Origin of the sequence: Isoptericola sp. NPDC057191, from assembly GCF_042670225.1 — a bacterium.
Classification (GTDB): domain Bacteria; phylum Actinomycetota; class Actinomycetes; order Actinomycetales; family Cellulomonadaceae; genus Isoptericola.
Window position 1 is genome coordinate 1 of sequence record NZ_JBHUWC010000044.1, and the last position, 24,191, is coordinate 24,191.

Annotated in this window: 20 protein-coding genes; 9 read left to right on the forward strand and 11 right to left on the reverse strand. The window is 74.3% G+C overall.

Annotated elements, in window-relative coordinates:
- Window positions 1–33: 33 nt before the first annotated feature.
- From ACFT55_RS08400 to ACFT55_RS08430, 7 genes are all read left to right on the forward strand, one after another.
- Entirely contained in the window at window positions 34–723 is a 690-nt protein-coding gene (locus tag ACFT55_RS08400; RefSeq protein ID WP_380243360.1) for a VOC family protein, read from the forward strand.
- Window positions 724–827: 104 nt separating this feature from the next.
- Window positions 828–1,520 (forward strand): GntR family transcriptional regulator, encoded by a 693-nt coding sequence (locus tag ACFT55_RS08405; RefSeq protein WP_380243361.1) that lies wholly within the window; start codon window positions 828–830, stop codon window positions 1,518–1,520.
- Window positions 1,521–1,715: 195 nt separating this feature from the next.
- Complete coding sequence (locus ACFT55_RS08410) at window positions 1,716–3,116, forward strand: MFS transporter (RefSeq protein WP_380243362.1); 1,401 nt, start codon at window positions 1,716–1,718, stop codon at window positions 3,114–3,116.
- A gap of 39 nt (window positions 3,117–3,155) precedes the next feature.
- On the forward strand, window positions 3,156–3,932 hold the full coding sequence (locus ACFT55_RS08415) for an SDR family NAD(P)-dependent oxidoreductase (RefSeq protein ID WP_380243363.1): 777 nt from the start codon (window positions 3,156–3,158) through the stop codon (window positions 3,930–3,932).
- 27 nt (window positions 3,933–3,959) lie between these two features.
- Entirely contained in the window at window positions 3,960–4,811 is an 852-nt protein-coding gene (locus ACFT55_RS08420; RefSeq protein ID WP_380243364.1) for a sugar phosphate isomerase/epimerase family protein, read from the forward strand.
- Window positions 4,808–6,535: a dihydroxyacetone kinase family protein gene (locus tag ACFT55_RS08425; protein ID WP_380243365.1), complete on the forward strand. Its 1,728-nt coding sequence runs from the start codon at window positions 4,808–4,810 to the stop codon at window positions 6,533–6,535. The genes ACFT55_RS08420 and ACFT55_RS08425 overlap by 4 nt, the downstream gene beginning before the upstream one ends.
- An 86-nt stretch (window positions 6,536–6,621) precedes the next feature.
- Entirely contained in the window at window positions 6,622–7,107 is a 486-nt protein-coding gene (locus ACFT55_RS08430) for a ribose-5-phosphate isomerase (protein WP_380243366.1), read from the forward strand.
- 21 nt (window positions 7,108–7,128) lie between these two features.
- Here ACFT55_RS08430 and ACFT55_RS08435 read toward each other — a convergent pair whose 3' ends face one another.
- Window positions 7,129–8,136: a 5'-3' exonuclease H3TH domain-containing protein gene (locus tag ACFT55_RS08435; RefSeq protein ID WP_380243367.1), complete on the reverse strand. Its 1,008-nt coding sequence runs from the start codon at window positions 8,134–8,136 to the stop codon at window positions 7,129–7,131.
- Between the two features lie 251 nt (window positions 8,137–8,387).
- Between ACFT55_RS08435 and ACFT55_RS08440 the strand changes: the two genes are divergently transcribed.
- Entirely contained in the window at window positions 8,388–9,062 is a 675-nt protein-coding gene (locus ACFT55_RS08440) for a hypothetical protein (RefSeq protein WP_380243368.1), read from the forward strand.
- A gap of 110 nt (window positions 9,063–9,172) precedes the next feature.
- On the opposite strand, the gene ACFT55_RS08445 is transcribed toward ACFT55_RS08440, so the two are convergent.
- From ACFT55_RS08445 to ACFT55_RS08475, 7 genes are all read right to left on the reverse strand, one after another.
- Complete coding sequence (locus tag ACFT55_RS08445; protein WP_380243369.1) at window positions 9,173–9,577, reverse strand: fluoride efflux transporter FluC; 405 nt, start codon at window positions 9,575–9,577, stop codon at window positions 9,173–9,175.
- Entirely contained in the window at window positions 9,574–10,008 is a 435-nt protein-coding gene (locus tag ACFT55_RS08450; RefSeq protein ID WP_380243370.1) for a fluoride efflux transporter FluC, read from the reverse strand. Before ACFT55_RS08450 ends, ACFT55_RS08445 begins: the two co-directional genes overlap by 4 nt.
- Complete coding sequence (locus tag ACFT55_RS08455; protein ID WP_380243371.1) at window positions 10,005–10,472, reverse strand: universal stress protein; 468 nt, start codon at window positions 10,470–10,472, stop codon at window positions 10,005–10,007. Before ACFT55_RS08455 ends, ACFT55_RS08450 begins: the two co-directional genes overlap by 4 nt.
- A 27-nt stretch (window positions 10,473–10,499) precedes the next feature.
- Window positions 10,500–11,711 carry a cation:proton antiporter gene (locus ACFT55_RS08460; protein ID WP_380243372.1) on the reverse strand — a complete coding sequence of 404 codons (1,212 nt, stop codon included), beginning with the start codon at window positions 11,709–11,711 and terminating at the stop codon, window positions 10,500–10,502.
- Window positions 11,712–11,713: 2 nt separating this feature from the next.
- Window positions 11,714–12,985, reverse strand: coding sequence for an AI-2E family transporter (locus tag ACFT55_RS08465; RefSeq protein ID WP_380243373.1), 1,272 nt, complete (start codon window positions 12,983–12,985; stop codon window positions 11,714–11,716).
- A gap of 81 nt (window positions 12,986–13,066) precedes the next feature.
- Complete coding sequence (locus ACFT55_RS08470) at window positions 13,067–15,094, reverse strand: glycoside hydrolase family 127 protein (RefSeq protein ID WP_380243374.1); 2,028 nt, start codon at window positions 15,092–15,094, stop codon at window positions 13,067–13,069.
- A 17-nt stretch (window positions 15,095–15,111) separates the two neighbouring features.
- Window positions 15,112–16,548: an MFS transporter gene (locus ACFT55_RS08475; RefSeq protein WP_380243375.1), complete on the reverse strand. Its 1,437-nt coding sequence runs from the start codon at window positions 16,546–16,548 to the stop codon at window positions 15,112–15,114.
- Window positions 16,549–16,748: 200 nt separating this feature from the next.
- On the opposite strand from ACFT55_RS08475, the gene ACFT55_RS08480 reads away from it, so the two are divergent.
- Window positions 16,749–17,729 carry an AraC family transcriptional regulator gene (locus ACFT55_RS08480; RefSeq protein WP_380243376.1) on the forward strand — a complete coding sequence of 327 codons (981 nt, stop codon included), beginning with the start codon at window positions 16,749–16,751 and terminating at the stop codon, window positions 17,727–17,729.
- A 24-nt stretch (window positions 17,730–17,753) separates the two neighbouring features.
- Here the strand turns inward: ACFT55_RS08480 and ACFT55_RS08485 are convergent, their stop codons facing one another.
- The 3 genes from ACFT55_RS08485 to ACFT55_RS08495 form a co-directional block, all read right to left on the reverse strand.
- Complete coding sequence (locus ACFT55_RS08485) at window positions 17,754–18,812, reverse strand: sigma-70 family RNA polymerase sigma factor (protein ID WP_380243377.1); 1,059 nt, start codon at window positions 18,810–18,812, stop codon at window positions 17,754–17,756.
- 76 nt (window positions 18,813–18,888) lie between these two features.
- Window positions 18,889–21,279, reverse strand: a complete 2,391-nt coding sequence (locus tag ACFT55_RS08490) for a SpoIIE family protein phosphatase (protein ID WP_380243378.1) — start codon at window positions 21,277–21,279, stop codon at window positions 18,889–18,891.
- 23 nt (window positions 21,280–21,302) lie between these two features.
- Window positions 21,303–24,191: AAA family ATPase (locus tag ACFT55_RS08495; RefSeq protein WP_380243379.1), on the reverse strand; the 2,889-nt coding region annotated here is incomplete at its 5' end.

Here is a 24,191-nt window from a genome sequence, read left to right on the forward strand (position 1 = left end):
ATTTCGTACCCACAACGTTCTAGGCTCGGCGCCATGAACCTGGTGACGTTCAACTCGCTCTGCGTCGACGCGGTGGACGCGGAGGTGCTGGGGGCGTTCTGGGCGCAGACGCTGGGGCTGCGCATGGAGCTGCTGGACGACGGCGACGCCGTGCTGCGTGACCCTGGCCCCGAGCCGGTGCCGGAGCGGACGGTGTGGGTGAACACCGTGCCCGAGGCGAAGACCGTCAAGCACCGCGTGCACCCGGACGTGCGCGCCCGGTCGCTCGACGAGTTCCCTGACAGGCCGCGCCTGAGCGAGCCCGGTCGGTTCCACTACACGACGCTGGCCGACCCCGAGGCCGGCGAGTTCTGCGTTTTCACCTACGACGAGGTGCCCGCTTACCGGCTGAAGGACGTCGTCGTCGACTGCGCGGACTACCGGGTGGTGACGGAGTTCTGGCACGGCCTGCTCGGCGGGGACGTGACCTGGGACGACGACGCGGGCTACGCCTACCTGGACCGCGGAGCCGGTGTGCCCTTCGAGTCGTTCGACTTCGTCCCGGTGCCCGAGCCGAAGACGGTCAAGAACCGCTGGCACTGGGACGTCACGCTGAACGAGGGTGTCACCGTCGACGACCTCGTCGCGCGGGGCGCGCGTGTCCTGCGGCCGCAGGACGACGAGATCCGCTGGACCGTGATGGCCGACCCCGAGGGCAACGAGTTCTGCGTCTTCCAGCCCTGAGCGAGGGCTGTGAGCGGACGTTTGGCCCCGATCCGGGACCGGACCGGGGCCAAACGCCCGCCCGCAACGCCCGGGGGCTGACGCGGCGACCGTAGGCTTGCCCTATGCCGGGTGGGTCGAAGGGTTCGTTGAGCGCGCTGGGGTCGATCGCGTCGCAGACGCGGCGCGAGATGATCCTCGACCGGCTGCGGCTGGCGATCAGCGCCGGTGACCTGCCCCCGGGTACCCATCTGGCGGAGGTCGACCTCAGCGAGGCCCTCGGCGTCAGCCGCGGCACGTTGCGGGAGGCCCTGCGGCACCTGCAGCAGGAGGGGCTCGTCTCCGCGGACGCGCGCGGGCGGCTCTCCGTCCGGGTCGTCTCCGAGCGCGAGGTCGACGACATCTTCGCGGTCCGCCGCGCGCTGGAGAGCCTGGCGCTCGAGCTGGTGTGCGAGCGTGCCGACCACGCGGCCGCCGCGGTACGCCTCGGCGAGGCGCTGGAGGCGATGCAGCGCACGGAGGGTGACTTCGCCGCCCAGGTCGACGCCGACCTCGCGTTCCACGAGCTCCTGTGCGAGCTCAGCGGCAACGAGACGCTCGTCCACGGGTGGCGGTCCGTCTCCGGCCTCACCCGGGCGGCGGTCACCGCGGCCGGCCCGGAGACGGCCCTGCACAACATGGCGTACGAGCGGCACGCGCCGCTCGTCGCCTTCGTCGCGGCCGGCGACGCCTCCGGGGGAGCCGACTTCCTCCGGACGCACATGAGCGACGCCGCCAGCCGCATCGTCGCGCGGATGCGCGACCACGCCGCCGTCTGACCCCGGAGGACGCCGTGCCCGTCCGACACCGCTGAACCTGCACCTTCGCGCCTGACCTGCCACGACGTCGTCGTCGGTCCTGGCGGCCGTGCGGCAGGCCTTGACAAGTCTCCACGTGGGGTTGCATGGTTCCTGTGTTCTACTGTTAACAGTAGAACACCACTCACCGACGAGGGCTCCATCAAGGGAGATGCGATGACATCGACGACGACGGCTCCGGGGGACGGCACCCCGGTGCTCGGGACGCGCCACAAGCTCCGCGTGGCGATCGGCAGCGCGGTGGGCACCACCGTGGAGAACTACGACTTCATCGGGTACGGCACGGCGGCGGCCCTGTACTTCGGCCACGTGTTCTTCCCCGAGAGCGACCCCACGACGGGGCTGCTGCTGTCGTTCGCCACGCTGGGCATCGGCTTCGCCGCCCGCCCGCTCGGCGGGATCATCGGCGGCTACCTCGGCGACAAGGTGGGCCGCAAGCCGGTCCTGGTCACGTCGCTGCTGGTCATGGGCCTCGCCACCGTCGCGATCGGCGCCCTGCCGACCTACGCGAGCGTCGGCGTCCTCGCGCCGGTCCTGCTGGTGATCGTGCGCGTGATCCAGGGGCTCGCGTTCGGCGCCGAGTGGGGCGGGGCGATCCTCATGACGTACGAGCACGCCCCGTGGCGCCGCAAGGGCGCGTACACCGCCATCCCGCAGGCCGGCTTCCCCCTCGGCCTCCTCCTGGCCAACCTCGCGTTCCTCGGGAGCGCGGGCCTGCCGGGCGACTGGGCGTGGCGGGTGCCGTTCCTGCTGAGCTCCGTGCTGATCCTCGCCGGCATGTACATCCGGCTCCGCGTGGAGGAGTCGCCGGAGTTCGAGGAGGCGAAGGACCAGGGCACGCTCGCGAAGAACCCGCTGGTCACCGTGATCCGGCAGGACTGGCGCAACCTCGTGCGCGCCTTCGGGCTGCGCGTGGCGGAGACGGCGGGCTACGCCGTGTCGATCACCTACGTGACCTCGTACGTGGAGAGCAACGGCCTCGCCACCCGCCCGCACACCATCCTCGCGATCGTGGTGGCCGCGCTGCTCGGGCTCCCGGCCACGCTCCTGTGGGGCCGCCTCACCGACCGTGTCGGACGCCGGCCCGTGTACCTGTTCGGCACCACCCTCATGCTCGCCTTCGGCGTGCCGATGTTCCTCATGGTCAACACCGGCCAGGTCGGCATGGTGATCGCCGTCTTCGCCATCGCGTTCGCCTTCTGCCACAACTCGCTCGCCGGCACCCAGGGCTCGTGGTTCGCCGAGCTGTTCTCGACCGAGACCCGCTCCTCCGGGGCGTCCCTGGCCTACCAGCTCGCGGCCGTCGTCTCCGGGTTCACCGCCTTCTGGGCCGTCTCGCTGTACGAGGCCTTCGGCTGGGCCGGGCCCGCCGTCCTGTTCATGGGCTACGGCGCGATCGGTCTGGTCGCCGCGCTCGTCACGCCCGAGACGTACGGGCCCGCCCGGCGTGCGGAGGCCGAGCGCGCCACCGCCGCCGCCCTCGCGGCGAGCACCCCGGACGAGCCGGGCAGCACCCGCAGCCCGCAGGCCGCGGACCCGGTCGCGTCCCGCGCCTGACCGGCCGCACCCCCACCCTCCACAGAAACGGACCTTCCCATGAGCTTCCAGACCGGAGTCGGCCCCCGCACGGCCGTCGTCACCGGCGCCGCGTCCCCGCGCGGCATCGGCTTCGCCACCGCCCGCCGGTTCGCCGTCGAGGGCTGGGCCGTCGTCCTGCTCGACCTGGACGAGGCCGGCGCGAAGTCCGCCGCCGACACCCTGGCGCAGGACCACGGCGTGGCCGCGCTCGGCCTCGAGGTGGACGTGACCGACCAGGAGTCGGTGCGCGCCGCCGCGGCCGTCGTCGCCGCGTCGGACCTGCCGCCTGTCGGCGCCCTCGCCACGGTGGCCGGCGTCGCCTCGCCGGTGCCGTTCCTGGAGGTCGACCTCGCCGAGTGGCGGCGCGTCGTCGACATCAACCTCACGGGGACGTTCCTCGCCTGCCAGGCGTTCCTCCCCGCCATGATCGACGGCGGCTACGGGCGCATCGTCACCATGTCGTCCGTCTCGGCCCAGCAGGGCGGCGGCGTCTTCTCCAAGACGCCGTACTCCGCCGCGAAGGCGGGCGTGCTCGGCCTCACCCGGTCCCTGGCCCGCGAGATGGCGCCCTACGGGATCACCGTCAACTCGATCAGCCCGGGCGTGGTGGACACCGACATCCGCGCCGGCGCGACCGACGCCGAGAACGAGGCGCGGCTCGCCGCGTCCGTCCCGCTGCGGCGGCAGGGCACCCCCGACGACATCGCGGCGCTGATCGCGTTCCTCGCCAGCGAGGACGCCTCGTACCTCACCGGCACGACCCAGAACATCAACGGCGGCTCGTACATCGCCTGACGGCGACGACGAGCGGACGGAGGATCCATGAGCACCACCGCAGCGCCTGCGACCGCGCGACGCATCGGCATCTCGACCATCACCTTCCGGTTCCGGCCTTTCGAGGAGGCCGTGCGCCTCATCGCGGGCACCGGGGCCCAGGAGGTCGACCTCGGCGCCCTGCCGGGGGTCTGCGACCACGTGCCGGTCCCGTTCGAGGGCGACGTCGAGGCCTACGCCGCCACGCTCGCGCGGCACGGGCTGCGCGCCGGTGCGGTGAACGCCGACGTCGGGCCGCTCAACGACCCGGCGCTCGACCCGCAGACCCTGGCCGCGACGGCGCTGCCGCTGGTGCGGCTCGCGGCGGCGACCGGTGCGGCGCTCATCCTCCCCGCGGGCGGGCAGTCCGGGGAGCCGTACCAGGACGAGGACGCCGACCTCGCGCGGATCGCCGAGAACCTCCGGCGGGTGGCGGACCTCTGCGCCGAGCACGGCGTCCGGCTGCTGGTGGAGGTGCTCCACCACCGCCGCTTCGCGTGGACGGTGGCTCGCGCCGACCGTGTCCTCGACGAGCTCGGCCCGGAGGTGATCGGCCTGCTGCTCGACACCTCGCACGTCGTCGCCTCCGACGAGGACGTCGTCGCATGGGCGGAGCGGCACGCGGCCCGTGTCGAGCGGGTCCACCTGCGCGACGCCGTCCCGGGCAACCTCAACCTGGGGATCGGTCGCGGCCAGGTCGACTTCGCCGGCGTGATGGCAGCGCTGGAGCACGGTGGCTTCGCCGGGACGTACGTCCTCGAGCTGGAGACCCACGACGTCGCCGAGCAGGACCGCGAGGCCGACGCGCAGCGCTCCTACGACGCGATGGCGGACCTGCTGAGCGAGGTGCAGGCACGATGACCCGGATCTTCGACGACCCCGCCGAGTTCGCCGCCGACGCCGTCACCGGGTTCGGCGACCTGCACGCGGACCTCGTCCGGGCCGTCCCGGGCGGCGTCGTGCGCCGCGGTCGGTCGACGGCGGGCAAGGTCGCCGTCGTCGTCGGCGGAGGATCGGGCCACTACCCGGCCTTCATGGGTCTGGTCGGCCCCGGCTTCGCGGACGGCGCGGTGGTGGGCAACATCTTCACGTCCCCCTCGACCGCCCAGGCCTACTCGGTGGGCCGGCTCGCGCACAGCGGGCGCGGTGTCGTGTTCACGTACGGCAACTACGCGGGCGACGTCATGAACTTCGGCCTGGCGGGGGAGCGGCTGGAGGCCGAGGGCATCCCGGCGCGCCAGCTCGTGGTGACCGACGACGTCGCGTCGGCGGACGCCGCCGAGGGGCATCGCCGGCGCGGCATCGCGGGCGACTTCGTCGTCTTCAAGATGCTGGGCGCCGCGGCCGAGCGCGGCCTCGACCTCGACGAGGTCGTCCGGGTCGGGGAGCGGGCGAACGCCCGCACGACGACGATCGGCCTGGCCTTCTCCGGCTGCACCTTCCCGGGCGCCGACGAGCCCCACTTCACGGTGCCCGAGGGCGCCATGGGGCTGGGCCTGGGCATCCACGGGGAGCCGGGCCTCGAGGACGTCCCCGCGCTGCGCGCGCCCCAGATGGCGCGGCTGCTGGTGGAGCGCGTCCTCGCCGAGCGCCCGGCGGGCTCGGACGGTCGTGCCGCGGTGGTCCTCAACGGGCTGGGCTCGACGTCGCACGAGGAGCTGTTCGTGCTGTGGGCCTCGGTGGCTCCACTGCTGCGGGAGGCCGGTCTGACGCTGGTCGCGCCCGAGCTCGGCGAGCTCGTCACGAGCCTCGACATGGGCGGGGTCTCGCTGACCGTCACGTGGCTCGACGACGAGCTCACCGAGCTCTGGCTCGACCCCGCGACCACGCCCGCGTGGCGTCGCGGTGACGCCGTCGCGGCCGACGCCACCGACGTCGACCAGGAGCTCACCGAGCTGGCGCAGGAGGTCGTGCCCGTCGAGGGCGACGTCGCGTCGCGCGACGCCGCCCGCCTCGTGGTGGCAGGCCTGACCGCCGCCGCCGAGGCGGTGCACGAGGCGGAGCAGGAGCTCGGCCGCATCGACGCCGTCGCGGGCGACGGTGACCACGGGCGCGGGATGGTCCGCGGCATCGACCACGGCCTCGCGGCGGCCCGGCGTGCGCTGGACGCCGGCTGGGGCGTCCAGGGCGTGCTGTCGGCGGCCGGTGACGCGTGGGCCGAGTTCGCGGGCGGCACCTCGGGTGTCCTCTGGGGCGCCGGGCTGCGGGCCGCCGGTCTCCGGCTCGGCAACACCGGCGCGCCGCAGCCCGCCGACGTCGCGCGGGCGTGCCGGGACTACCTGGCGGCCCTCGGCGACCTCGGCAAGGCCAGCCCGGGGGACAAGACGCTCCTCGACGCGGTCGGTCCGTTCGTGGACGCGCTCGAGCGCGGCACCGCGGACGTCGACGACGCCGGTGCCCTCGAGCGCGCGTGGGGCGCCGCGGCGGCCGAGGCCACGCGTGCGGCGGCGGCCACGGCGGACCTCGTGCCGCGGGTCGGGCGGGCCCGTCCCCTGGCCGAGCGGTCGGTCGGCACCCCGGACCCCGGGGCGGTGTCGTTCGCGCTCTGCGTGGAGGCCGTCGCCGCGCGGCACGCCGTGCGCTGACCGCGCCGGCCCCCCGCTCGGCACGGCCGAGACCCCCCTCACCGCACCACTGATCACAGGACCAGGACACGGAAGGACGTGCTCGCATGGGATGGCGCATCGTCGTCGGCTCGGACTCGGCCGGCTTCGACTACAAGGAGGCGCTGCGCGCGCAGCTGGAGGCGGACCCGCGGGTCGACCAGGTGGTCGACGTCGGCGTGGCCGCCGCCGAGGACACCGACTACCCGCACATCGGCGTGGCCGCCGGCCGTGAGGTGGCCGCCGGGCGCGCGGACCGTGCCCTCCTGGTGTGCGGCACGGGGATCGGCGTCGCGATGGCGGCGAACACGGTGCCCGGCGTCCGTGCCTCCGTGGCGCACGACTCGTTCTCCGTGGAGCGGCTGGTGAAGTCGAACAACGCGCAGGTGCTCACGCTCGGGCAGCGCGTCATCGGCCTCGAGGTCGCGCGGACGCTCGTCACCCAGTGGCTGGGCCACGAGTTCGACGCGTCGTCGCCGTCGGCGCAGAAGGTCGAGGCCCTGGAGGCCTACGACCTGGCGGCCGGCGAGGGGACGCCGGTCGCCGCCTGCTGACGCTGGTGCAGGGGGCCGGTATCAGGCGCGGGACGTGAGCGCGGCGAGCACCCGGTCCACGCTGGAGCGGATGCCCCACCGCTCGGCGAGGGCGTCCAAGGCCTCGGGGTCCTTCGGCTCCCGCGGCAGGGCGTCGTCGACCTCGTCGACGGGGGCGTCCCGCGCGACCTGGACCACGGTGGGCGCGACGTCGAGGTAGTCGGCGGCGTCGAGCAGCTTCTGGCGCTGGGTGGCCGTGAGGCCCTTCGCACCGTGCTCGGCGGCCGCGCGGAGGCCGGCCAGGTCGCCGAATGCGGCGAGCAGCTTGGCCGCCGTCTTCTCCCCGATGCCGGGCACGCCGGGCAGCCCGTCGGAGGGGTCGCCGCGCAGCGTCGCCATGTCGGCGTAGGCCTGGCCGGACGGCACGCCGTACTTCTCGGCGAGCCGCGCCTGGTCGACGACGTCCGGGTCGCGCACGCCGCGCGCCGGGTACAGCACGCGCACGCCGGCGGCGTCGTCGACGAGCTGGAACAGGTCGCGGTCCCCGGTGACGATGTCGACGCTGGCGGGCAGCACGACCCCGACGGCGCCGGCGATGCCAGCCATCGGCATCGTGGTCGCGGCGCTGCGCGCCACCTCGCGGGTGACCAGGGTGCCGATGACGTCGTCCGCTTCGTAGCCGGGCGCACCCACGCGCGCGATGCCGAGCGCGGCCAGCACGTCGACGATGACCGGCACCTGGGGCGTGAGCGCGTCGGGCACCTCCTCGACGTCCGGCTGGCCCGCGGGCGTGGTCCGCGCGACCCGGTGCTGCTTGTACGAGCCGATCGCCTCGACGCGGAACGCCGGCCGCCAGTCCTCGTCCCAGCACGCCACGAGCCGGTCCGGCCGGTGCTCCGTGACGAGGAAGGCGATCATGTCGAGCAGGCCGCGCACCGCGTTGACGGGCGCGCCGTCGGGGGACCGCAGCGAGTCCGGCAGGCCGTAGAAGGCGCGGAAGTACAGGCTCGCAGTGTCGAGCAAGACCAGCTTGCTGCTCCGATGGCTCACGCAGCACACCCTAGCCACGAGGACGGCGCGGCGCGGGAGGGGGTCGTGCGGGCGGGGCAGGAACGCGCCCCGGACAGCACGTCGTCCGCTGCTTGACCAGTCCCGTGCACGATCAGCACGAGGGGCGGACGTGCCGTCCCGACCCCTTACCGTGTGTGTCGCCCGGACGTCGCCGACGTCTCGGGCACAGCACACGCGAGACAAGCACCCCCGACACAGGGCACGGGGTGCGGCGGACGAGGGAGGACCGGATGGCGTCGGGGAAGCGGCTGTCCACCGCGGTAGGGGTGACCGTCGTGCTGGGTGCGGTCCTCGTGGTGCTGTGGTTCGCCTGGCAGCGCTTCGACCCCGCGCCGGCCGCGCCGGTCGCCACCACGCAGGAGCTGCAGACCACGATCACGCAGGCCGACCAGGTACTGCAGGACTCGAAGGGGCGGGTCGCGGACCCGCAGGTCCGCACGGACCTGAAGGCTGCGATCGAGCGGGCCCGCGACCTCGCCGGCGACACCACCGCGGACGAGACGCAGGCCGGCGTCGCCCGCGCGGAAGCGGTCGACGCCCTCGTCGCCGCGGCGAACCGGGTGCAGGCGTCGCACGACCAGCTCGTCGCGCAGCAGGACCGGGCCCGCTGGCACGAGGCGCGAGACCGGCTGGCCGACCTGGTCGACGACGCCCAGCACGTCTGGGACGACAACCATGCCCAGGTGGAGAGCGTCGACAAGCGGTCCGGGGAGCGTCTGCGCAAGCGGCTCCGGGCCGCGAACGACCTGCTCCAGGCCGGCGAGCCCACCACCACCGAGGCGGTCGACGAGCGGATCGACGCCCTCCGCGACGCTCAGGAGAACCTCGACGCCGCCGTCCGCGACTTCGCCGACGCCCTCGAGTCCTGGAACGACCTCCAGGACCAGGCCCACGCCCGCCACTGACCCGCCGTTGGCATCGTGCGTGCTGAACTGATCCTCAAACGGCCCGTTTGAGGATCAAGTCAGCACGCACGATGACCAGGTCAGCACGCACGACGCCATTCCGGTCAGCCTCACCCGAGACGGCCGACAGCCACGCCGACGGCGATCCCGACGCCGACGGCGACGAGGGTGAGCGCCATCGTGCCGAGGGCGTTGGCGAGCGCGAGCCGCGCCCGCCCGGACCGGGCGAGCCGCACGGTCTCCACCATCGCCGTCGAGAACGTGGTGTAGCCGCCGCAGAACCCGGTCGCCACGGCGAGCCGCCACGGCTCGAGCGACGACGGGTCGCCGGCGCCGAGCAGCACGCCGGTGACCAGGCCGATGAGCAACGAGCCGGACACGTTCACCACCACGGTGGCCCACGGGAACGCCGCGCCCGGCGTCCGCGCGCGCACCGCGCCGTCGACCACGAAGCGCGCCGCGGCGCCGAGCCCGCCGGCGACCGCCACGACCAGCAACGCGACCACCGCGCTCATCGTGCCCTCCGGTCCGCGCCCAGCAGCACGCCGCCGAGGCAGGCGAGGTACCCGAGCAGGAGCGTGGCGCCCGCGTAGACCACCGCCAGCGCGACGCTGCCGTGGGTCAGCAGCCGCTCGGTCTCCAGGGCCAGCGAGGAGAACGTGGTGAAGCCGCCCAGCACGCCGGTGCCGACGGCCAGCCGCACCCGCTGCACGCCCGTGGTCTCGGGTCCGCGCGCGGCGAGCGCCTCGAGCAGCCAGCCGAGCACGAACGCGCCGACCAGGTTGGCGGTGAACGTCGCGACGGGCCAGCCGTGCACGGCCGGCCAGGCCTGCGTCAGCCCGTAGCGGGCCGCGGTCCCCACGGCACCCCCCGCGGCGACGAGCGCGACGAGCCCTGGCCGCCGGTGGGCGGGCCGCACGAGCGCGGGCGGGCGGCCCGCCGTCACGAGGCGTCGCCCGTGTGCTGGTCCGGCAGCACGACGACCGGCCGCGGCTGGTCGTGGATCAGGTGGCCGGCGACGGTGCCGCCCACGAGGTGCGTGGCCCAGCCCCGCACGCCGGGCCGGCGCGCCCCCACGACGACGAGGGCGGCGTCGTGCTCCGCGGCGATCCGTGCGAGCTCCGCGGCCGGGTCGCCGCCGGTCAGCAGGAGCCGCCACCGCACGGGACTGTCCGTCAGGGCCGCGGCGACGGCGTCGCGCAGGGCGGCCTCGTCGAGCGGCGCGGTGCCGGTGTCCGGGTCCACGGGGACGACGGCGCCCGACGGCGTTCGCACGGCGCTCTCGTCGACCACCACGCACAGCAGGTCGGCACCCAGGGCGGACGCCAGGGCCGCTGCCCGCCGGGGGACGCTCGGGTGGTGGTCGTGCGGGATGCCCACCAGCACGGGACCGGTCATGCGGTCGTCCATGCGGTCATCGTAGGCAGCGCGCCGTGCTCAGACCGTCCGGCTCACGGGCACGCCGTCCGCGTCGAGGCTCTCCGCCTCGTCGGCGCGCACGCCGAGCAGCTTGGCCGCCGGGGTGCCGGTGAAGCCGTACACGACCGCGGTGAGCAGCACGACGCCGAAGATCACCGGGACGAGCTGCGGGAACGGTGCCCCGGCGTCCTCGAACTCCAGGGCGAAGACGGACGCGGTGGACGCCGCGACGATGCCGCGTGGCGCCATCCAGCCGATCATCGCCCGGTCCGACCACCGCAGGCCCGTGCCCCAGGTCGAGACGATCGCGACCAGCGGCCGCAGCACCAGCACGAGCAGCGCGACGATCCCGGCCGTCGGCAGGGCGTACCGGACCAGCGCCTCCAGGTCGACGCGGGCCGACAGCACGATGAACAGCGACCCGATGAGGAGCAGCCCGATGTGCGTGCCGAACTCGTGCAGCGGCTCGGTCCGAGCCACGCGCTGGTTGGCGAGCGCGGCGCCCAGGGCCGTGGTCGCGAACAGCCCCGCCTCGTCGTGCCCGGCCTCGGCGAGGGCGTAGACGCCGAGGGCGAAGGCGAACGCGAGCACCACCTCGGTCTCCTTCGGCACCCGGCCGAACCGGATGAGCACGACCAGGAGGGCGGCACCCGCCGCCCCGATGAGGAGCCCGGAGCCGGCGGTCTCCAGGAGCCGGACGGGCTCGGCGTGCAGCACCACGTTCGCGACGGCGAGCGCCACGGTGGCGCCGATCGGGTCGATGAAGATGCCCTCGAAGGCGAGCACGGACTCCACGGGCTGGCGGGGGCGGATCATCGCGAGCAGCGGCCCCACGACCGTCGGTCCCGACACGATGAGGATGGCGCCGATGACGGCGGCCCGGCCCCAGGTCAGGTCGAGGAAGAGGTACGCGATCGCCGTCGCGCCCGCACCTGTCAGCAGCGCGCCGGTGGTCACCAGCCCCAGGACGGGCCGCCGCGCGCCGCCGCGCAGGCGGGTGAAGTCCAGCTTGAGCGACTCCTCGAACAGCAGCAGCCCGACCGCCATCGAGACCAGGGGGAAGAGGGCGTCGCCGAAGACGGCGTCCGGGTCGAGCCAGCCGAGGATCGGGCCGACCAGGAGGCCGAGCCCGAGGAGCACCAGGATGGACGGAACGCGCAGCGCCCGCGCGCCCACCTGGCCTGCCACCCCGAACGCCACGACGAGGGCGATCCCGCCTGCGAGAGTCATCGTCACTCCTCCGCGCCGTCGCGACGGCGCGCCTCGGCCTCGCGGGCGGCGCGCTCGCCGGCCTCGAGGTTGCGGTCGCGACGCGCGGTCCGCCCCTCGCCGGAGCGCGTCGGGTCGTGCAGCAGGTGCGACTCGATGAGCTCGTGCCGCTGCAGGAACGTGTTGGCGACGGCCTGGATCGTCGCGAGGATCGGCAGCGCGAGGAACGCGCCGAGCGCCCCGAACACCGCGCCGAACGCGAGCACGCCCAGGAACGACACGGCGGGGTTCATCTCGAGCGCCCGGGCGCTGACCCGGGGGGAGAAGATGAGGTTCTCGAGCTGCTGGTACGCGATGATGAAGACCAGCACGGCCACCGCCTGCGGCAGCCCCTGCGCCGCGAGCGCGACGGCCACGGGCAGCGCCCCGCCGATGTACGTGCCGATCGTGGGCACGAACTGCGACACGACGCCGGTGAACACGGACAGCGGCAGCGCGTAGGGCGTGTCCATGATCAGCAGGAACACGAACGTGAACACGCTCGACAGCGACGCGAGCACGATGCGCGAGCTGATGAAGTCGGAGACCTTCACCTGCGTGATCTCCCACAGCGTCAGCACCTCCTGCTGCCGGTCGGGCCGCAGCCACGCACAGATCGCCGCGCGGAAGCGCGGGCCCGCCGCGATCACGTAGTAGGTGACGAGCAGGATCGTGGTGATCGCGAACAGGACTCCCACGATGGAGACGCCCACGCTGATCGCGCCGGTCGCGACGTCCTGACCCCACTGGTCGATGGTCTGGGCGATCAGGTCGTCGGAGTCGGGGACGGTGACGTCCCAGCGCTGCTCGATGCCGGTCTGGAGGCTGGTGTAGAGCGCGGGCAGCGACGAGACGAGCTGCACGAGCTGCTGGACGAACAGGTTGCCGAAGAGGGCGAGGACGCCCAGGACGACGACGATCGCCCCGCCCAGCGCGACGCCCGCCGCCGCGCCGCGCCGCCAGCCGTGCCGCACCAGCCACACGACGATCGGTTCCAGCGCCAGCGCGATGAAGAACGCGACGAGCACGTTGACGGCCAGGCCGCCGAGCTGCCCCAGCGCGTACGAGAGGAAGACGGCGACGAACCCCGCCACCACGACCATCGCGAGCGCCCGCGGCAGCCAGCGCGGGGGGTTGCGGCTGTCGAGCTGGACGGGCCGGACGGAGTCGTCGACCTCCTCGTCGGGGGCGGTCGGCGGGGGCGCGGCCGGCCCGACGCCGGGCACGCCCTCGGGCTGCGGGGCGTCCGTGGTCATGCGGGAAAACGTAGCCCAGCGGGGCGGCCAGGGCACGACCGCACCGCCGAGAGGCGGCAAGCGCAGTGCACGCGCCCGCGGTCAGTCCTCCGCGTCGACCCAGACGCTCATCGGCCCCTCGGACCGGTTCGCCCACGCGAAGTAGGGCACGAGCTCCAGGGTGGCGTCCTCCCACCGGGCGCGGCGTGCCGGCCGGTACAGGCTCGCGTCGTCGCCGTCGGGCACCCGGCGGCGGGCGGGCAGGGAGAGGCGCCCCATGCCGCCGAGCAGCAGCTCGTCGAACCGGTACACGGGCTCGGCGTCCAGGCCGACCCGGTAGAGCCACAGGGGTGCGACGTTGTCCGCACCCTCGGCGCAGTAGACGACCGGGCCCCGCGTGACCGCGACTTTCCCGACGTCGGCGCGGACACGGTCGTCCGCCTGCACGAGCGTCGGTGTCATGTCGAGCTCGAGCGAGACGACCGTGCTCGGCGCGGAGACGTCCACGAAGACGTAGCCGTCGCGAGGCTGCTCGTCGCAGGGCACGCCGTCGACCACGAGCCGGTACGCGCCCGCGGACCACTGCGGGATCCGCACACCGAGGCGCAGGCGACGGCCGTCCGGGTTGGCGACGTCGAGGCGGACGGTGCCGCCCCAGGGCAGCTGCGACGCCTGGCTGATCCGGACACCGCCGTCGAACGTCGCCTCGCTGGCGATGTACTGGGACACGAGGACCGTGTCGTCGTCGGTCGCGGAGTAGACGTACTGGTCGACGGACGCCACGAGGCGCGCCACGTTGCTGGGGCAGCACGCGCAGCCGAACCAGTCCGCCCGCCGCGTCAGGACGTGCGCCAGGCCGGGGTTGGCGTGCCACGCGGGGTCCGCCTCGAGCGGGTTGACGTAGAAGAACGTCGTGCCGTCCTGGGACATGCCGCTGACCGCCGAGTTGAACAGCTCCCGCTCGACGACGTCCGCGAACTCGCCGTCGGGCCGCGCGCGCAGCAGGGCGCGGCCGAGGAAGGCCATCCCGACCGAGGCGCACGTCTCGCCGTACACGGTGTCGTTGGGCAGGTCGTGGTCGGTGGTGAACCGCTCGCCGTGCTGGGCGGAGCCCACCGCGCCGGTCACGTACATCCGTCGCCGCGTGACGTTGTGCCACAGGCGCTCGGCGCTCGCGGACAGCTCCGGGTCGTCGGCCAGCCGGCCGACCTGCGCCATCCCGGTGACCAGGTAGGCCAGGCGCACGGCGTGACCGTCCGCGGTGGCCATCTCGGTCACGGGCTCGGCGGCCTGGAAGTACGCCCGGTCGAAGGCGTGCATCCCGTCGATGAGGGAACGCTCGGGGCCGTCCTCGGCGACCTGCCGGTCGAAGAACTCCGGGTCCTGCCCGCGCTCGGTGAGGAAGAAGCGGGCCAGCGCGAGGTAGCGGTCCTCGCCGGTGGCCTCGTGCAGGCGGGCGAGGGCGAGTTCGACCTCGGCATGGCCGTCGTAGCCGCGCAGCTGTCCGGGTCCGCGACCGAACGCGCGGTCCAGGCAGTCGGCCATGGCGACGGCGACGCGGAGGGCCCGCTCGTCACCCGTCACCTCGTGGTAGGCGACGAGGGCCTCGATGCCGTGCCCCATCGTGTACAGCTCGTGGGACTCGCGCAGCCGCGCGAAGCGTCGCTCGGGCGCCTCGATCTGGAAGAAGGTGCACAGGTAGCCGTCGGGCTCCTGGGCGGCGGCGACGAGCTCCACGACGGAGTCGGCGAGCCGGCGCAGGTGCGCCGCGTCGGGGCGGTAGCGCAGGGCGTAGGCGACGGCCTCGAGCCACTTGTAGACGTCGGTGTCCTGGAAGACGTAGCCGGAGTGGCGGCCGCTGGCGCGTCCGGCCGCGATCTCGAAGTTCGCCACGGCGTGGCTGGAGGCGTAGCTGGCCTCGTTCCCGCCGGGCTCGTGGGCGATCTCGATGTCGGCCTCGTCCGTCATCACCCGCCACTGGTAGGGCAGGACCTCGTCGACGACCAGGTCGCGGTAGCGGACCCAGAACGGGGAGGTGATCTCGAGGGCGACCAGCGCGGGGGTGGTGCTGGGTTCGACCGGGTGTGTGGCCGGGTGTGTGGCCGGGTGGGTGACCGGGGTGGTGGTCATGACCTGCTCCTGCGGTGTCAGCGGTGCGTCTCGGGCGACGTGGGGGCGGTGCCGTCGGCGGGCGGGGCGGGCTGCTCTGCGCGCTCGGCGAGCGCGGCCAGCACGACGGGCTCGTTCCGCTCGAAGCGCCGGTAGACGAGCATCGGGACGATCCCGAGCGCGAAGGCGAGGGCGGGCAGCCAGGCGAAGGAGAACTGGATGGCGGCCAGGGCCGTGGCGGACTGCGGCTGGTCGGCGACGTAGCCGCCGGCGCCCATGATCACCGACGGCAGGAACGCCCCGAGGCCCGCCCCCATCTTGATGCAGAAGGAGCTGCCGATCGCCGTGAGGAAGCCCGCGGCGCGCACGCCGTTGCGCCACTCGCCGTAGTCGACGGTGTCGGCGACCATCGCGAAGAACAGCGCGCACGCCGTGCCGCTGCCGAGGCAGGCCACGACCCACGACGCCATCAGCAGCACGTCGTCGCCGGCGAACAGCGCCAGGCCGACCTGGCCGACGATCGCCAGCGCGAAGCCGAGGATCGTGCTGCCGTACTTCCCGAGGCGCTTCACGAGCAGCGGCACGGACGCCATGCCGGCCACCTGCACGATCGAGACGCCGTTGAACAGCGCGATCGCCGCGGTGCTGCCCTGGTTGTACTGGAAGTAGAACGGCAGCGCCGTCGTGCGGGCGGTCAGGCCCACCCAGAAGAGCACGTTGGCGACCACGAGCAGCACCCACGGCCAGTTGCCGCGCGCGGCCCGCACCGAGTCCCGCACCGAGATCGAGGTCGCCCGCTCGACGTTCTTCTCGCGCATGGTGGCGAAGGCGACCACGAGGAGCACGAACGCGACGATCGCGTACAGCCCCACGGTGAGCGACCAGCCCGACTGCGACGTGGGCGAGCCGCCGAAGAACGTGACCAGCGGCAGCACGAACGTCACCGCGAGGAAGTTGCCGACGTTGCCCCCGACCATGCGGAAGGAGTTGGCGACCGTGCGCTCCTGCAGGTTCGAGGTCAGGTTGGGCAGCACGGACGTGATCGGCGTGGACATCCCCGTGTACGTGATGCCGGCGAGGATGTAGACGACGGCCGCGTAGACCGCCTTGCCCGTGCCGTCGATCGGGGGCGTGGTGAAGAGCAGCCACACGGTCAGCGGGAACGGGATCGCCATCCACAGGAACCACGGTCGGCTCTGGCCCCACCGGCTGCGGGTGTGGTCGATGATGAAGCCCCACACCGGCGCGTCGACGGCGTCGATGATGCGCGCGGCCAGCAGGATCGCGCCGGCGGTGGCGATCGACAGCCCGTACACCTCGGTGAAGTAGTACAGGGCGTAGCCCGAGATGATGCAGTACAGCAGGTTTCCGGACAGGTCGGTGAACGCGTACGTCACCTTCCGGTACAGGGGCATCTGCGCCGTCTGCCTCGTGCCGGACGTGGCGGGTGCCTCGTCCATGACGCTCGCTGTCATAGCGCCGTCTCCCTCGTGGTACGTCGATGAACCGTCGGCCCACGGTAGGGAGCGCCGGGAGCGCTGCGCGAGGCACGCACCCCCCACCTTGGTGTGCGTTTCCGACTAGAATTCGTCACAGTGGTCCCGGGGGAACGCCAGATGGCGCGTAAAGGTGGTCGGATCCGACCTTACTCGACCGGGTGCCGCGGGAAGGCATGATGTTCGAGATCTCCCTCGCCGAGCCGATCTTCTTCTACAAGGCCGGCGAGTTCACGGCGCCCGCCGGGTGGCGGCACAAGCGCCTGCACCACCAGCGCGACTTCGAGATCTTCCTCGGCGTCACGGGGACGGTGCCCCTGCTCGTGGACGGCGAACCGGTCGAGCTGGGCCCGGGCACGTGCGTCATGACACCGCCCGGGGCGACCGTCGAGGGGGCGGCCGAGACCACCGAGGAGACGGCCTTCTACTGGCTGCACTTCTTCGCGGACTGGCAGGAGATCGAGGACGGCGGGGACCCGGGCGGCGCCCTGCCGGGGCGGTTCGCCGGCGAGCTCGACCGGGTCCGCAACGGCGGCTTCAGCGCCGTCCTCAACGACGTGTGCCTGCTGCCGCCCCGCTTCAGCCCGAGCCGGTGGCACCGGGCCGTGCTCGCCCTGCGGCAGGTGCTCGACGCCGCGAACCGGTTCCGCTACAGCCAGCGGGAGTGCGACTTCCTCACGGGGGCGCTGCTGGTGGAGCTCACGGACGACTACCTGCGGGGGCGCGGCGACGCCGTCGAGGGCCGCCGTCCGCGCGCCGCGCCGGTGGCCGAGTGGATCCGCAGCCACATCTCGGCGGACCTCACCGTCGCGGAGGTCGCGCGCAGCTTCAAGGTCAACCCCGACTACCTGAACCGCACCTTCAAGGCCGCCCACGGCACCAACCTGCGCGACTACATCCTCGACCTCAAGATCGAGACGGCGAAGGTGCTGCTGGTGCGCACCGACCTGCCGGTCGGTCAGGTCGCCCACCACTCCCACTTCCGCGACAGCCGGAACTTCCTCAAGCGGTTCCGCGAGCGCGCCGGCGTGACGCCGTCCGAGTTCCGCGCCGCGTACGCGGCGACGCACCTCAACAACGAGGTCATCGACCCGCGCATCCCCGTCCCGCAGGCCGCCGAGGCCTACCTCCGGGGTGCAGCGGACGCCCCACCCGCCTGACCCGAGAGCCTCACGAGACCTGGGTCAGAGCGCGGGCGGGTGGTCCGGCAGCCCGAAGCGGGGAAACCACGTCGCGGTGTCGAGGAAGGTCGTGATGCCGGTGATCCGGCCGCGGCCGTCGTCCTCCAGGACGGCGAGCCCCCAGGGCGACCAGCCGCCCGCGGGGTTCTGGCGGTACTGCGCGTACGCCATCGACCCGTTCGCCTGGACGGTGACGCAGCGCGAGCCCCGGCAGCCGGCGCCCGGCCCCGTCATCCAGCGGATCACCTCGCGGCTGCCGCGTACCCACATCGTGTAGGGCGGCATGTTGAGGACGGCGTCGTCGTGCAGCAGCGCGACGAGGGCCTCCATGTCGTAGCGCTCGAAAGCGTCCAGGTACCGCTCCAGCAGGTCCTGGTCGACGGGGGCCCACCGCTCGTCGTCCGCGGCGGCGTCCTCCGCCTCGGCGGCCCCGCCCGGCCGTCGCAGGCCCTTGCTGCCCAGGGTGGCGCGGGCGCGCTGGAGCGCGCTGTTCACGGACGCGACCGTGGTGTCGAGGAGCTCGGCCACCTCGGCGGCCGACCAGCGCAGCACCTCGCGCAGCACCAGCACGGCCCGCTGCCGGGCGGGCAGGTGCTGGAGGGCGGCGACGAACGCGAGGCGGATCGACTCACGGCCGACCGCGACGTCCGCCGGGTCGCCCTCGCGCGGCAGGACCGCGTCGTCGGGCACGGGCTCGAGCCACCGGTCCTCGGCGAGCACCTCGCCGAAGTACTGCTCCTCCGCGGGCTGCGGGCCGCCCAGCCCCATCGGGCGCTCGCGTCGCTTGGACGAGCCGAGGTGGTCGAAGCACACGTTGGTCGCGATGCGGTACAGCCACGAGCGCAGGGAGGACCGCCCCTCGAAGCGGTCGTAGGACCGCCACGCGCGCAGCAGCGTCTCCTGCACCGCGTCGTCGGCCTCGAACGCGCCGCCGAGCATGCGGTAGCAGTAGCCGGTGAGCTCGCGGCGGTACTGCTCGAGCAGGGCGCCGACGTCATCACCGGTGGCGGCGTCGGCCGTGGTCGATGTCGCGGGCGCGCCGCGCTGGGCAGTGTGTGTCACGTCTCACACCGTACGACGCGCCTCCGACGCGCGGCAGGGGTGTCGCCCGGGGCGACCTTCGGGGAGGGCGCCGCGCTCAGCGCCGGTCGTCGCGCAGCACGCGCTCGACCAGCGGGACCGTCCCGCTGGCGGGCGTCGGCAGCCGCACCCGCGAGACGGTGCCGGTCAGCGGCCGCGCCTCCCGGTCGATCTCGAACCACACGGTCTTGCCCTCGACCACGCCGGAGTGCCGGCCCACGGCGTCGGAGCCGTCGTGCAGCTCCACGCCCCACCGGGACGCGAGCCGGTCGAGGAACAGCACCCCGCGGCCCGACAGGTCCTGCGGCTGCGGGGACTGCAGCTCCGGCTCGGCCGTGCTGCCGTCCCGCACCCCGACGCGCAGGCGCCGGCCGTCCACCTCGACGGTCGCGGTGATGGGGCCCTCGCCGTGCTCCAGCGCGTTGGTCAGCACCTCGCTGGTCAGCAGCATCGCCGTCCGCCGCAGCTCGTCGGAGACGTCGCACGACTCGAGCACGTCGTCCACCCACCGGCGCGCCGGGCCGAGGTCGCTGAGGTCGTCGTCCGCCACGCGGCGCTCCGCCTTCGCGGGCCCGGCAGACGACGGCGGGCCGGACGGGGCGGGGACGCGCACGCGCACCGCGAGCACCGCGACGTCGTCGCGCTGCCGGTCGCCCACCAGGCCCCGCACCAGGGCGCGCGGCACGGCGGACGTCGCCTCGCCGTGCGCCGAGCGCAGCACCCGCTCCAGGTCGGCCAGGCGCTGGTCGCTCGGGACGCCGCGGCGCTCCACGAGGCCGTCCGTGTAGAGCACCAGCGTGTCGCCGGGCAGCAGACGGGCCGTGCGGTCGGCGCGCGCGGTGGACGGGACGACGCCGAGCAGCAGGTCGGGCGTCGCGTCCAGGCGTTCCACCCGGCCGTCGCGGCGCAGCACCATCGGCGGCGGGTGGCCCGCCACCGACCAGGTGAGCGTGTACGCACGCTCCGGCGGCTCCGTGCCGGCGACGGCGTCCTCCGGGCAGGGGGCGGGGTCGCGGTCCAGCCGGGCGACGACGGCGGTCGCCATCGCGCGCGGACCGAGACGCGCGTTCGCCTTGTCGAGGCGGGTCAGCAGCCCGGCCGGCGACTCGTCGTGGCTCCAGGCGAGCGCCCGCAGCATGGAGCGCAGCTGGCCCATCTGCGCGGCCGCGTGCACGTCGTGCCCCGCGACGTCGCCGATCATGACGATGGCCGTGCCGTCGTCGCGCACGACGGCGTCGTACCAGTCGCCGCCCACCTGGTCGGTGCGGGCGGCGGGGGCGTAGGTGGTCGCGATGTCGAGGTGCGCCACCGCGGGCGGCGCGGTGAGCATCGACTCCTGCAGCGTCGTCGCCACCCGGCGCCGCGCCTCCAGCAGGGCGACGCGTTCGAGGGCGAGGGCCACGTACCGGCTGATCGTCGACTCGAGGGCGGCCGTGTCGGCGTCGTGCTCGCGCGCCTGGTCCCACACGCAGGCGATGACGCCCACGACCATCCCGTTCGACATCACGGGCAGGAAGGACCGGGCGCCCTCGGAGACGGAGCCCACCGGCCTCATCTCGGGGTAGCTCGCCACCATCTCCGCGTGGTCGCGGAACCGCAGCGCGGCGCGGCTCCGCACCACGTGGGTGTCCGGCCGGGGCGCGTCCAGGCGGGTGCTGCGCAGCGCAGGCTCGCCGGGGTGGTGGTGCCCGACGGTGAAGAACGACAGGTGGCGCCGGTCCGCGTCCACCAGGGCGAGCGAGACCCAGCGGGCTCCCGTGCCGGTGCCGATGACGTGCGCGATGGCGTCCTCGACCTCGTCCAGCGTCGTGACGCGCGCGAACCGCTCCGAGAGCCCCAGCAGGAAACGCGACCGGCGGTGCGCACGGAACGCCACCTGCTCGGCCAGCCGGGCACGCTCCCGCTCCGCGCGCAGCCGCAGCTCGCCCGAGGCCGCGGCGGACAGGTCGGCCAGCGTCGCGAGGTCGGTCTCCGTCCAGGTGCGCGGCTCCGACGACACGGCCCACAGGGCGCCGACCACGTGCCCGCGCGCGTCCTCGATCGGGTACCCGGCGTAGGCGGCCAGCTCCAGGGTGCCGATGGTGTGGCGGCCCTCGACGCGCGGGTCGTCGTCCGCGTCGCCCACGACCAGCGGGGTGCGGGTCCGCGCGACGAGCGCCGTCAGCGGCCGGGGCAGCTCGATCCGGCGGCTTCGCTGCGCGCCCTCGGGGAAGCCGACGGCGCCGGGCAGGGTCTTGACGTCGCCGTCGTCGGTGAGCATGACCACCGCGGCAGCGGGCACGCCGAGCTGACGGTGCACGAGCCGCGCGATGCGGTCGAACACCTCGTCTGCAAGGGGCTCACCGACGACCTGACCGGCGGACGGCGCGGGCACACGGTCGGACGTGGCACCGGGCACGGGCCGAGGCGGCGGTCCGGGCAGCGAGCCGACAGCCTGGGCTTTCGGCACGCGCCCAGTATGGACCTTGTCGGTCACACGTTGAGCAGCCCGCGCCGGTGCGCGACCGCGACGGCCTCCGTCCGCCCTGAGACGCCGAGCTTGGCGAGCAGGTTCGACACGTGCACGCTGACCGTCTTCGTGGAGATGTAGAGCCGCTCGCCGATCTGCCGGTTGCTCAGTCCTTGGGCCACGAGGGTCAGGACCTCCTCCTCGCGTTCCGTGAGGACGGACGTCGTGCGGCGGCTGCCGGGCAGCGGCACGCGGGCGCGCCGACCCCAGGCGTGGATCGCCTCGGCCAGCGGGGCCGCTCCCATGGCGGTCGCCTCGCCGAGCGCCTCCGCCGCCTCGACCTCGGCCGCCGGGACGTCCCCCGCCGCGCGCAGCGCCTGCGCCCAGCGGAAGCGTGACCGGGCCACCTCGTAGCGGTAGCCGAAGTCGAACTCCCGGACCGTCGCCTCCCACAGCTCCGGCGCGGCCGGGGCGTCCGTGAGGGCGGCGCGCAGGCGGGAGTGCTCCGCCTCCGCCCGCTTCAGCCAGGCCCGACCCTCCGGCCCCAGGCTGCCGCCTCGCGGACGGCCGCGGCGCGCGGTCTCCTGCGCGACGGCGAGGAGCTCGTCGCCGCGGTCGAGGAGCGTCCGCGCGGCGTCGGCGTCATGGCCCCCGGCCTCGGCGTTCTCGGCGAGCCCGGCCAGGGCGAGCGCCGACAGCCAGATGCGGCCCAGGAAGTACTCCGACCAGGTCGCGCCGACGTGGGCCGCGACCTCCTCGGCCGTGGCGACGGCCTCGTCGTACCGCCCCGCCCACGTGAGCGCGTCGGCCAGCGTGCCGCCGGCGACGAGCGCGATCTGCCCGTCCACGCCCCACGACGGGCGCAGCGCCTCGGCGGCGGCGACGGCGTCGCCGCCCTCGCGGGCGGTGGTCGCGTAGAGGCGGCCGGTGTCCAGGTAGACGAGGGCGGGCGCGGGCGCGCCGTCCAGGATCGGCTGGTCGGTGAGGTCGCCGGAGAAGTACGCCACCAGCAGCGCGAGGTCGAGCAGCTGCACCCCGTACACGCCCCAGATGACGCCCGTGCTGCGTCCGCGCTCGATGCTCTCCTCGAGGACGCGCTCGGCCTCGTCGAGGTGGCCCGCGTAGAAGTGGGTGGTCGCGAGGTTGTACCAGCAGCGCATCTCGGTGCGCAGGTCGCCGGCGACCACGGCACGCTCCCGGGCGCGGTCGATCAGCGCGGCGGCGGTGTCCGGGGTGCCCACCTCCAGCACGGAGAGCGTCGCGAGGGCGTCGGCCTCCGCGCCGGGGGCGTCCGCGCGGCGGGCGACGTCGACGGTCTGCCGGGCGACGACGTCGGCCTCGTCGTCCCGGTCCACGGTGAGCAGGACGCGCGCGTGCACGGCGAGCGTCCACGCGAGCTCCGGCGTGGCGTCGGCGTCGGCCACCTCAGGGAACGGGCCCGAGACGCCCGCGCCCGTGGCGCCCGGGAGCAGGACGTCGAGCGCGGCGGTGGACTGCGCCAGGGCGTCGTCGAGGGACTCCAGGTCGAGCACGTAGCGCACCAGCACGTGCCGCAGGAGGGCCTGGCGGTCCGGCTCGCCGGTGAGGCTCTCCACGGCGCGCCGGGCGAGCTGCTCCGCCCGGGTCGCCAGCCCGGCCGAGCTCGCGGCCGCAGCGGTCTCCAGGGCCAGCGCGACGCGGTCGGCGCCCAGCAGCGCCTCGGCGTCCGGCACCGAGTCCCACAGCGAGAGCACCTGCTCCAGGTGGCGGAGCTCTTCGGCCGGGGCGAGGAGCTCGGCGGCCCGCCGGGCCGCCTCGCGCGACGCGACGAGCGCCGCCGTCAGGTCGTGGCCCTGCAGGGCGTGGTGCGCGCGCTTGGCGGCCGAGCCGAGCGCCGGGTCGGCGCCCAGCGCCTCCAGGTACGCGCGGTGCATCGTGGTGCGCTCACCGGGCAGCAGGTCCAGCACGAGGGCCTCGGCGACGAGGGCGTGCCGGAAGGCGACCTGCTGGCCCTCCACGCCCAGCACCTGCTGCGCCACGGCCTCGCGCAGGGCTGCGTCGGCGACGCCCGGACCGTCGAGGCCGGGCACGCGCGGCGCCGCCGCGCGCAGCAGGGACTCGTCGACCTGGCGGCCGGCGACCGCCGCGAGGCGGACCAGCTGCTGCACGGCGGGGTCCAGCCGCTGCAGCCGCGTGTGCAGCACGTCGGCCAGCGACCAGGGCAGCCCCATGGACGGCTGCCCGGCGTCGAGCAGCTCCTCCGCGAAGAACGCGTTGCCGTCCGACCGGCTGCGCACGGCGTCGAACTCGGCCTCGTCGAGGGGCTCGCCGCGCGTGGCGGTGGTGAACTCGCGCAGCTCGTCGGGCGTGAAGGGGGACAGCTCCACGTGCTCGACGGGGCGCTGGCGGTGCAGCTCGGCGATGACGGGGCGCAGCGGGTGGCGGCGGTGCACGTCGTCGCTGCGGTACGTGGCGACCAGCAGCAGGTGCTCCGAGCGCATCCGCGCGACCACGAACCGCAGCACGTCCCGGGTCGACTCGTCCGCCCAGTGCAGGTCCTCGAGGACCAGGACCAGCGGGGAGCCCCCGTGCCCGGCGGCGGCGAGGCTGCCCGCGACGCCGTCGAGCAGCTGCAGGCGCTCCGCGTGGTCGGTGCCGGAGCCGCTGGCCGGGTCGAGCAGCCGGGTCAGGGCGGGGCGCTCGGCGATCACCGCGGCCACGGCCGGGACCGTCCGCAGCCCGCCCAGCGCCTCCGTGAACGGCAGGTAGGGGATGCCGACGTCGCCCAGGTCCACGCAGTGCGCGACGACGACCCGCGCCCCGGCGTCGCGGGCCAGGTCCGCAAGGTGCGTGACCAGGCGCGTCTTGCCGACGCCGGCGTCCCCGCCGAGCAGCAGCACGCCCGGCTCGCCTCCCGCGGCACGCTCCAGCGC

Excerpts from the sequence above, each read along its gene's own strand:
- ACFT55_RS08430 (WP_380243366.1), top strand. The coding sequence starts at position 6,622 with ATGGGATGGCGCATCGTCGTCGGCTCGGACTCGGCCGGCTTCGACTAC.
- ACFT55_RS08400 (WP_380243360.1), top strand. The coding sequence starts at position 34 with ATGAACCTGGTGACGTTCAACTCGCTCTGCGTCGACGCGGTGGACGCG.
- ACFT55_RS08425 (WP_380243365.1), top strand. The coding sequence starts at position 4,808 with ATGACCCGGATCTTCGACGACCCCGCCGAGTTCGCCGCCGACGCCGTC.
- ACFT55_RS08475 (WP_380243375.1), bottom strand. The coding sequence starts at position 16,548 with ATGACAGCGAGCGTCATGGACGAGGCACCCGCCACGTCCGGCACGAGG.
- ACFT55_RS08440 (WP_380243368.1), top strand. The coding sequence starts at position 8,388 with ATGGCGTCGGGGAAGCGGCTGTCCACCGCGGTAGGGGTGACCGTCGTG.
- ACFT55_RS08445 (WP_380243369.1), bottom strand. The coding sequence starts at position 9,577 with ATGAGCGCGGTGGTCGCGTTGCTGGTCGTGGCGGTCGCCGGCGGGCTC.
- ACFT55_RS08480 (WP_380243376.1), top strand. The coding sequence starts at position 16,749 with ATGTTCGAGATCTCCCTCGCCGAGCCGATCTTCTTCTACAAGGCCGGC.
- ACFT55_RS08465 (WP_380243373.1), bottom strand. The coding sequence starts at position 12,985 with ATGACCACGGACGCCCCGCAGCCCGAGGGCGTGCCCGGCGTCGGGCCG.
- ACFT55_RS08410 (WP_380243362.1), top strand. The coding sequence starts at position 1,716 with ATGACATCGACGACGACGGCTCCGGGGGACGGCACCCCGGTGCTCGGG.
- ACFT55_RS08460 (WP_380243372.1), bottom strand. The coding sequence starts at position 11,711 with ATGACTCTCGCAGGCGGGATCGCCCTCGTCGTGGCGTTCGGGGTGGCA.
- ACFT55_RS08415 (WP_380243363.1), top strand. The coding sequence starts at position 3,156 with ATGAGCTTCCAGACCGGAGTCGGCCCCCGCACGGCCGTCGTCACCGGC.
- ACFT55_RS08420 (WP_380243364.1), top strand. The coding sequence starts at position 3,960 with ATGAGCACCACCGCAGCGCCTGCGACCGCGCGACGCATCGGCATCTCG.
- ACFT55_RS08405 (WP_380243361.1), top strand. The coding sequence starts at position 828 with ATGCCGGGTGGGTCGAAGGGTTCGTTGAGCGCGCTGGGGTCGATCGCG.
- ACFT55_RS08470 (WP_380243374.1), bottom strand. The coding sequence starts at position 15,094 with ATGACCACCACCCCGGTCACCCACCCGGCCACACACCCGGCCACACAC.
- ACFT55_RS08455 (WP_380243371.1), bottom strand. The coding sequence starts at position 10,472 with ATGGACGACCGCATGACCGGTCCCGTGCTGGTGGGCATCCCGCACGAC.